The organism is Bradyrhizobium oropedii (genome assembly GCF_020889685.1).
GTDB classification, from domain to species: domain Bacteria; phylum Pseudomonadota; class Alphaproteobacteria; order Rhizobiales; family Xanthobacteraceae; genus Bradyrhizobium; species Bradyrhizobium oropedii.
This window is the reverse complement of the sequence record NZ_JACMYO010000356.1, coordinates 1-3,171: the sequence shown is the minus strand read 5'-3', so window position 1 is coordinate 3,171 and position 3,171 is coordinate 1. Positions and strand designations below refer to the sequence as shown.

General features: G+C 62.2%; 2 protein-coding genes. Both read left to right on the top strand.

Annotated features, from left to right (window positions below; genetic code table 11):
- Positions 1-2,326, top strand: a 2,326-nt coding sequence (locus H8A95_RS42250; protein WP_229188342.1) for a TonB-dependent receptor, incomplete at its 5' end; no start/stop codon positions are given.
- 20 nt (positions 2,327-2,346) lie between these two features.
- Entirely contained in the window at positions 2,347-3,036 is a 690-nt protein-coding gene (locus H8A95_RS42245) for a Fe2+-dependent dioxygenase (RefSeq protein ID WP_229188341.1), read from the top strand.
- Positions 3,037-3,171: the final 135 nt, after the last annotated feature.

The window sequence follows — 3,171 nt, the reverse complement described above, 5'->3', positions numbered from 1 at the left end:
CGCCCGCAACGCACTGCGCCGCGCCGCGCGCCGCAACAACCAGCAGGCCCAGCAGGCGCCGGTGCCGTTTCCCAGTGCCGGTGGTCTTCCCGCCGACCGCGACCGCTATGCGGATCCGGCGGCGCCCTACAAGGGCGATCGTTTGCAGGCATCCGGAAAGTATCCGGAGCCGATCCTGAACACGCCGAAGTCGGTCACGGTGCTGACCAAGGACGTGCTCGAAGACAAGAACGCCACCTCGCTGAAATCGGCGATCCTGTCGACCGCCGGCGTCACGCTCGGCACGGGCGAGGGCGGCAATGCGTTCGGCGACCGCTTCTTCATCCGCGGCTTCGATGCGCGCAACGATATCTTCATCGACGGCGTGCGCGACGCCGGCGTCAGCGTCCGCGAGAACTTCTTCACCGAGCAGGTCGAGATCCTGCGCGGCCCGGGCTCCTCCTTCGCAGGCCGCGGCACCACCGGCGGCGCGATCAACATCGTCACCAAGCAGGCGACGACGGACAAGAGCTTCTACAACATGGACACCTCGTTCGGCACCGATCGCACCAAGCGGGTGACGCTCGATGTCAACCAGGTGATCAGCCCGACGCTGGCGATCCGTGCCGGCGGCCTGTTCCAGGATGCCGGCGTCGCCGGCCGCAGCTATGTCACCGACAACCGCGATGGTGCATTCGTCGCCGGCACCTGGAAGCCGGTCGACGCGGTGACGATCAGCGGCAACTACATTCACACCGAACTCACCGGTATCCCGGATTTCGGCGTGCCTTACTACCGGCCGAGCACGGCGAGCACCGCCGGTGGCCCGTTCCCGGATTTCGGTGTCAACCGCAACAATTTCTATGGCTTCGTCAATCGTGACTTCTTCAGGACCGGGCAGGATATCGGTACGATCAATGCCGAGGTGCGGATCACGCCGGACCTGACCATCAGCAACAAGATCCGGGAATCGCGTTCGACCCAGAACTACATCGGGACACTGCCGGAATCGCCGGTGCTGGCCAATCCGCTCTCGGCCTCGACGCTCAGTCTCAATCCGCAGAGCCGGTTCCAGGTCACAGACGTGTTCGCCAACCAGACCGAGGCGACCTACAAGTTCAACGACGGCGCCGGCTTCAAGCACACGGCGCTTGCCGGGTTCGAGTACAACAACGAACGGTCCTCGTTCGACAAATATCTTGGTCTGAACTCGGAAGCGCTGCCCGGCGGATTCAGCGGCAGCGGATCGCTCTCTGGCGTCAGCGTGTTCAATCCGCAATACACCAACATTCCGTTCCCGATTCCGTCGGGGCTGTCCGGGCTGCCGACCAAACTCACCGTCGATACGAAGAGCGTCTATGTCCTGGATAGCGCCAACTACAACGATCTCGTGATCCTCAACGGCGGCGTCCGCTATGACGACTACAACATCAAGACCAGCGGCTACGGTACGGTCAATGGTGTCGCCAACGTCTTCGGCCAGCAGCAGCAAGACTACGGCATGCCGAACTTCAACCTCGGCGTGACGCTGAAGCCGTTGCCGAACGGGAGCGTCTACGCCGCCTATGCCACATCATCCAACCCGGTCGGCGCGGAGTTTGACGGCACAAGCATTCAGTATGGTGGCCTCGCGCCGGTTCTCAACGGCAATCCGAGCCAGATCTTCGGGCCGGAGAAGAACAAGGCCATTGAAGTCGGCACCAAGTGGGAATTGTTCGACCGCCATCTGCTGGTGACCGCGGCGTTGTTCCAGACCGAGAAGGAGAACGCGCGCGAATCCATGAACATCACCGCGGCGACCGCAACTGCCGCATGTCCTTATCCGGCTGGTACGACCGGCACTGTCTCCTGCATTAGCGCTGGCGCGGCCTATCGCATCCGGGGCATCGATCTCGGAGTGGGCGGCAAGATCACAGACAAGTGGAGCGTGTTCGGCGGCCTCGTGTTGATGCAGTCGGAAGTGACCAAATCGAATATTCCGCCAGCGAACACGCTTCTGTACACCTCGAACGTCGGCTTGCCGCTCGCCAACGTGGCGCATCAGTCGTTCAGCATGCTCTCGAAATACCAGCTGACCGACATGTGGGAGATCGGCGGGCAGGCGGTGTATCGCTCCAAGGTGTATGGCGGCACCTTCCTTGCGGCCAACCAGGGCACCTCGATCCCGAGCTACTGGCGCTTCGACGCGTTCGCTGAGGCAAAGATCGACAAGAACTGGACCATGAAGCTGTTCGTCAACAACATCTTCGACAAGTGCTACTACGACGCGCTGTACCAGAGCGCGGCACCGTTCGTGCTCGAAGCGCCGGGACGTGCTGCGTATCTGGTTGTGTCTGCGCGTTACTGACGGAGGCTTCGCGGCACAAGATGCTGGTCTGTGTTCCCAACGTATTGAGCAAGGCTGATGTGGCGGACTTCCGCCGCATCATGGAGCAAGCCGAATGGGAGGACGGCCGCTCCACCGCGGGTGCTGCTTCCGCGATGGTCAAACGCAACGAGCAGCTGCCGCCCGACAGCGAGGTCGCGCGGCAGCTCGGCAACCGTATCCTGACGGCACTGTCGGCAAGCCCGCAGTTCATCTCGGCGGCGATCCCGCTTCAAATCTTTCCACCCTTGTTCAACCGCTATTCGGCAAGCGACGGCCACCATTTCGGTCTGCACGTCGACAATGCGGTGCGCGGCGACAAGCTGACCGGCCTGCGGATCCGCACCGACCTCTCGGTCACGCTGTTTTTATCGGAGCCGGAGGACTACGATGGCGGCGAGCTCGTCATCGAGGACCTCTACGGATCGCATGAAATCAAGCTGCCGGCAGGCGATCTGGTACTTTACCCTGCTTCCAGTCTGCATCTGGTCACGCCGGTCACGCGAGGAGTGCGGGTAGCGTCTTTTTTCTGGCTGCAGAGCATGGTACGGGATGCACACGCGCGCAGCCTGATCTTTGATCTCGATACTGCGATCCAGGCTCTGGTGGAGCGGCTGGGGCGCGATGACCCTGAAACGGTCAAATTGACCGGGATTTATCACAACCTGATCCGTCACTGGGCTGAAGTGTAACTGATGATGACATTCAAGTTCCCCGCTGCATCCGCCATGATCGCCTCGCTGGCGATGCTGATGCTGGCCGCGCCGTCTTCGGCGCAGCAGCAAACGGCGCCTGCCGCGCAGCCCTTGCCCGCGACCCGGTCTCAG